The 5,540-nt window shown below is 71.0% G+C and carries 4 protein-coding genes and 1 pseudogene; 4 read left to right on the top strand and 1 reads right to left on the bottom strand.

Annotated elements, in window-relative coordinates; all coding sequences use genetic code 11:
- Positions 1–1,176 (bottom strand): formimidoylglutamate deiminase (locus tag VNR91_RS04945; protein ID WP_325489672.1); only part of this gene is annotated, 1,176 nt, incomplete at its 3' end.
- A 75-nt stretch (positions 1,177–1,251) separates the two neighbouring features.
- On the opposite strand from VNR91_RS04945, the gene hutI reads away from it, so the two are divergent.
- The 4 genes and pseudogenes from hutI to VNR91_RS04925 form a co-directional block, all read left to right on the top strand.
- Positions 1,252–2,451 (top strand): imidazolonepropionase, encoded by a 1,200-nt coding sequence (gene hutI / locus VNR91_RS04940; protein ID WP_325489673.1) that lies wholly within the window; start codon positions 1,252–1,254, stop codon positions 2,449–2,451.
- Positions 2,448–3,989 (top strand): histidine ammonia-lyase, encoded by a 1,542-nt coding sequence (hutH, locus tag VNR91_RS04935; RefSeq protein WP_325489671.1) that lies wholly within the window; start codon positions 2,448–2,450, stop codon positions 3,987–3,989. Before hutI ends, hutH begins: the two co-directional genes overlap by 4 nt.
- A complete protein-coding gene (hutG, locus tag VNR91_RS04930; protein WP_325489670.1) occupies positions 3,986–4,789 on the top strand; it encodes an N-formylglutamate deformylase in 804 nt (267 codons plus the stop codon). The genes hutH and hutG overlap by 4 nt, the downstream gene beginning before the upstream one ends.
- Positions 4,790–4,794: 5 nt before the next feature.
- Positions 4,795–5,540 (top strand): annotated as a pseudogene (locus tag VNR91_RS04925) (urocanate hydratase); the annotation flags it as partial.

The raw sequence follows: 5,540 nt of genomic DNA, 5'->3' as shown, positions 1-5,540 counted from the left end.
GGCCTGTCCGAGGCTCAGTCCAGCCGCGCCGACGCCCAGCGCCTGCCCGCCGCCAGCCAGCGCCCGCCGGAACAGATATTCGCCGGGCGAGCGCGTTTCGGCATCGGCGAGCACGCTGCGCCGGCCCGAGATCAGCCGCTGGCCATATTCGAGCAGCCGGAGCTCGCCCGCGCAGTCGATCGCCACGTTGGAATCCGAACCGATCCCGATCCGCCCGCCGGCGCCAAGATAGGGTTCGGCCGGGAACAGGCCGTCGCCCAGATTGGCCTCGGTGATCGGGCACAGCCCCGCCACCGCCCCGCTGGCGGCCAGATCGGCGCTTTCGGTCGCAGTCATGTGCGTGGCGTGGACCAGGCACCAATTGCCGGCGACCGGTGCATGATCGAGCAGCCATTGCACCGGCCGCGCGCCCGACCAGCGCAGGCATTCCTCCACCTCGCGCCGCTGTTCGGCGATATGGATGTGGATCGGCGCGTCGCCAGCCAGCGCGGTCAGCGCCAGCAGCTCGTCCGGGGTGACCGCGCGCAGGCTGTGCGGCGCGACGCCGACGCTCGCGTCGGGCAAGCCGGCCGCGTGGCCGCGCGACGATTCGAGCAATCGCGCGAAGCGATCGACGTCGGTCGCGAAGCGTCGCTGCCCTCCGGCGGGCGGCGCGCGGTCGAAGCCGGCGTGGGCGTAGAACACCGGCAGCAGCGTGAGCCCGATCCCGGTTTCCGCCGCGGCGGCGACGATCGCGCCGCCCATCGCCGCAGGGTCGGCGAACGGCGTGCCGTCGCGGTCATGGTGCAGATAGTGGAATTCGCCGACGCGGGTGAAACCACTTTCCAGCATCTCGGCATAGGCAAGCGCGGCGAGCGCGGTCAGTTGTTCCGGACCGATGCGATCGACGAAGCGGTACATCGCATCACGCCAGGTCCAGAAACTGTCCTCGCCCGGACCGCGCGCTTCCGCCAGCCCCGCCATGCCCCGCTGAAAGGCGTGGCTGTGCAGGTTGGGCATGCCCGGCAGGATCACGGCGTGCGCCTCATCCTGTGGCGACGCCGCGACGCCCGCCTCGACCGCGACCAGCCGGCCCTCCGCTATGGTCAGGCGGACATCGGCGCACCACCCCTGCGGCAGCAGCGCCACGCCGGCGTGCAACACAAGATCCGATGGCGGCTGGGTCGAAGGGCTCACCTTATTATGTCTATACATTAACCCCGAAAACTGCAAAAGCTTTCGCGGAGGATGGAGAGGCCGATGCACAGCCCCCTGCGATGCGCGACGCGATGGACCAATGCCCGGCTGGCGACGATGGCCGGCGACGATCTGGGCGTGGTCGAAGCGGGGACGATCGCCGCGCTGGACGGGCGGATCGCCTATGCCGGGCCGAGCGCCGACGCGCCGCCGATCGAGGCCGACGAGACGATCGATTGCGGCGGCCGCTGGATCACCCCCGGCCTGATCGACTGCCACACGCATCTGGTCCACGCCGGCAATCGCGCGCACGAATGCGCGCTGCGGCTGGAAGGCGCGTCGTATGAGGCGATCGCGCGCGCGGGCGGCGGCATCGTATCGACGATGAAAGCGACTCGCGCGGCGAGCGAGGACGCGCTGGTCGCCAGCGCGCTGCCCCGCGTCGACGCGCTGATCGCCCAAGGCGTCACCACCGTCGAGATCAAGTCGGGCTACGGCCTCGCCCTCGACGACGAAATCAAGATGCTGCGCGCGGCGCGGCGGATCGGCGCCGAGCGCCCGATCCGGGTATCCGCCACCTTTCTGGGGGCACACGCGCTGCCCCCCGAATTCGGCGGCGACCGGGACGGCTATATCGATGCCGTCGTCGACCGGATGATTCCGGCGGTCGCCGAACTGGGGCTGGCCGACGCGGTCGACGGATTTTGCGAGACGATCGGATTCACGCCGGCACAGATCGCGCGGGTGTTCGACGCGGCGAAGGCGCACGGTCTGCCCATCAAGCTTCACGCCGAACAGATCACCGATCAGGGCGGCGCGGCGCTGGCGGCGGCGCATGGCGCGCTGTCCGCGGACCATCTCGAGCATCTCGACGCGCACGGCGTCGCCGCGATGGCGCGATCGGGCACCGTCGCGACGCTGTTGCCCGGCGCATTCTACTTTCTGCGCGACACACGCCGCCCGCCGGTCGCGGCGTTGCGCGCGGCGGGGGTGCCGATCGCGCTGGCGACCGACTGCAATCCGGGCACGTCGCCGCTCACCTCGCTGCTGCTGGCGATGAACATGGGGGCGATATTGTTCGAACTGACCGTGGCGGAGGTGCTGCGCGGGGTGACGCGCAACGCCGCCCGCGCGCTGGGGCTGCACAACGCGATCGGCACGCTCGAGCCGGGCAAGCGATGCGACCTGGCGATCTGGGATATCGAGACGCCGGCCGAGCTGGTCTGCCAGATCGGCGTCAATCCGCTCCACGCGCGCGTGTGGGGTGGGCGGTGAGCGCGCTGCTGCTTCGGCCCGGCGCGGTCTCGCTCGCCGAGCTGCGACGGGTGTGGGCCGGCGCCGACGTCCGCCTCGACCCCGGCTTTGCCCCGGCGATCGCCGAAAGCGCCCGCGCGGTGGCGCGCATCCTGGCGCATGGCCAGCCGGTCTATGGCATCAACACCGGGTTCGGAAAGCTGGCGAGCGTTCGCATCAGCGACGACGAGCTGGCGCTGCTCCAGCGCAACATCGTGCTGAGCCACGCGGCGGGCACCGGCGATCCCAGTCCGGTCGCGGTGGTCCGGCTGATGATGGTGCTCAAGCTGGTCAGCCTCGCGCGCGGCGCGTCGGGAGTGCGGGCGGAGACCGTCGCGCTGCTGGAGGCGATGCTGGCGCACGGCCTGACGCCGGTGATCCCATGCCAGGGATCGGTCGGGGCGAGCGGCGATCTTGCCCCGCTGTCGCACATGGCCGCCGCGATGATCGGGGTCGGCCAGATCCATGTCGGCGGAAACACCCTCCCCGCCGCCGACGCGCTGGCCGGCGTCGGCCTCTCCCCGATCGAGCTTGGCCCCAAGGAAGGGCTGGCGCTGCTCAACGGCACGCAATTCTCGACCGCCAACGCGCTGGCGGGTTTGTTCCTGGCGGAGAACCTGTTCCGGTCGGCGCTGGTCACCGGCGCGCTGTCGACCGAGGCGGCGAAGGGATCGGACACGCCGTTCGACCCGCGCATCCACGCGCTGCGCGGGCATCGCGGCCAGATCGACACGGCCGCGGCGCTGCGCGACCTGATGGCCGGTTCGGCGATCCGCGCCAGCCATCTGGAGGGCGACGCGCGGGTGCAGGACCCCTATTGCCTGCGCTGCCAGCCGCAGGTGATGGGCGCCGCGCTCGACGTGCTGCGCCAGGCGGCGGCGACGCTGGAGATCGAGGCGAACGGGGTCTCCGACAATCCGCTGATCTTTCCCGGTGCCGGTCCGTTCGGGGACGAGGCTCTGTCGGGCGGCAATTTCCACGCCGAGCCGGTCGCCTTCGCCGCCGACATGATCGCGATGGCGATCTGTGAGATCGGATCGATCGCCGAACGGCGCATCGCGATGCTGGTCGATCCGGCGCTGTCGGGACTGCCCGCGTTCCTGACCCCGCGCCCGGGCCTCAATTCGGGGTTCATGATCCCGCAGGTGACCGCCGCCGCGCTGGTCAGCGAGAACAAGCAGCGCGCCTATCCGGCCAGCGTCGATTCGATCCCGACCTCCGCCAATCAGGAGGATCATGTGTCGATGGCGGCGCACGGCGCGCGGCGGCTGCTCGACATGGCGGCGAACGCGATGGCGGTGATCGGCATAGAGGCGCTCGCGGCGGCGCAGGGCGTCGATTTCCATGCGCCGCTGTCGACCAGCCCGGCGCTCGCCGCCGCGCACGCCGCCCTTCGCGCACGCGTGCCGGCGCTGGCCGACGACCGCCATTTCCACCCCGATATCGAAGCGGCGATCGCGCTGGTGCGATCGGGCGCGCTGGTCGATGCGGCCGGCGGCCCGCTGCCGGGGGTGGCATGAGCGGCTGGCTGCATATCCTGCGCGGCGATGCCCCGCTGATCGTCGCGCTGCCGCACACCGGCACCGATCTGGCGGACGTCGCCGGACAGTTCCGGTCGCCGTGGATCGCGCGGCGCGATGCCGACTGGTGGGTCGACCGGCTCTACGCCTTCGCGCACGACATGGGGGCGACGACGGTGCGCACCGCGATCTCGCGCAGCGTGGTCGACGTCAACCGCGATCCGTCCGGCGCGTCGCTCTATCCGGGGATGGCGACGACGGAACTGTGCCCGACCACCGATTTCGACGGCGCCCCGCTCTACGTAGCCGGCGGCCCCGATGCCGGTGAGATCGCGCGGCGGCGCGAAACGTGGTTCGATCCCTATCATGCCGCGCTGACGGCGGAGATCGAGCGGCTGCGCGCGGCGCACGGCCGCGTCGTGCTCTACGACGCCCATTCGATCCGCAGCCATATCCCCCGGCTGTTCGACGGCACACTGCCGCAGTTCAACATCGGCACCAACGGCGACGCCAGCTGCGATCCGGCGCTGACCGCCGCCGTCGCCGCCGCGGCCGGCCCCGATCAGGTGGTCAACGGCCGTTTCAAGGGCGGCTGGACCACGCGCCACTATGGCCGGCCGGGCGACGGCATCCACGCGATCCAGATGGAGCTGGCGATCCGCGGCTATATGGACGAGCCCGATGTGCCCGATGAGGCCAACTGGCCGCCGGCGTTCGACCCCGCCCGCGCCGCACCGCTCACCGCCGTCCTCGCCGATGTTCTCGCGGCGTGCCTCGCCTTCGCCCGACAGGGAGCCTGATACCCATGACCCGCCTCGACAACAGCCGCGTCATCCGTCCGGCGACGGGCACGACGCTGACCGCGAAGAGCTGGCTGACCGAAGCGCCCTTGCGGATGCTGATGAACAACCTTCACCCCGATGTCGCCGAGCGGCCGGAGGAGCTGGTCGTCTATGGCGGGATCGGCCGCGCCGCGCGCGACTGGGAAAGCTATGACCGGATCGTCGAGACGCTGCGCCGGCTGGGCGAGGACGAAACGCTGCTGGTCCAGTCGGGCAAGCCGGTCGGCGTGTTCCGCACCCACGCCGACGCGCCGCGCTTGCTGATCGCCAATTCCAACCTCGTCCCCCACTGGGCGACGTGGGAGCATTTCAACGAACTCGATCGCAAGGGGCTGGCGATGTACGGCCAGATGACCGCCGGATCGTGGATCTACATCGGCACGCAGGGCATCGTGCAGGGTACCTATGAGACGTTCGTCGAGATGGGCCGCCAGCATTACGGCGGCGACCTGTCGGGCCGGTGGCTGCTGACCGCCGGGCTGGGCGGCATGGGCGGGGCGCAGCCGCTGGCGGCGGTGATGGCCGGCGCATCGTGCATCGCGATCGAATGTCAGCCGAGCCGGATCGAGATGCGGCTGCGCACCGGCTATCTCGACCATCAGGCCGACACGATCGACGAGGCGCTGGAGATCGTCGCGAACGCATCCGCCCCGGTCTCGGTCGGCCTGCTCGGCAACGCGGCGGAGGTGCTGCCGGAGATGTTCGCGCG

It is taken from the genome of Sphingomonas sp. (genome assembly GCF_035555815.1).
Classification (GTDB): domain Bacteria; phylum Pseudomonadota; class Alphaproteobacteria; order Sphingomonadales; family Sphingomonadaceae; genus Sphingomonas.
The sequence above is the reverse complement of the archived record's forward strand: the minus strand, read 5'-3'. Positions and strand labels throughout refer to the sequence as shown.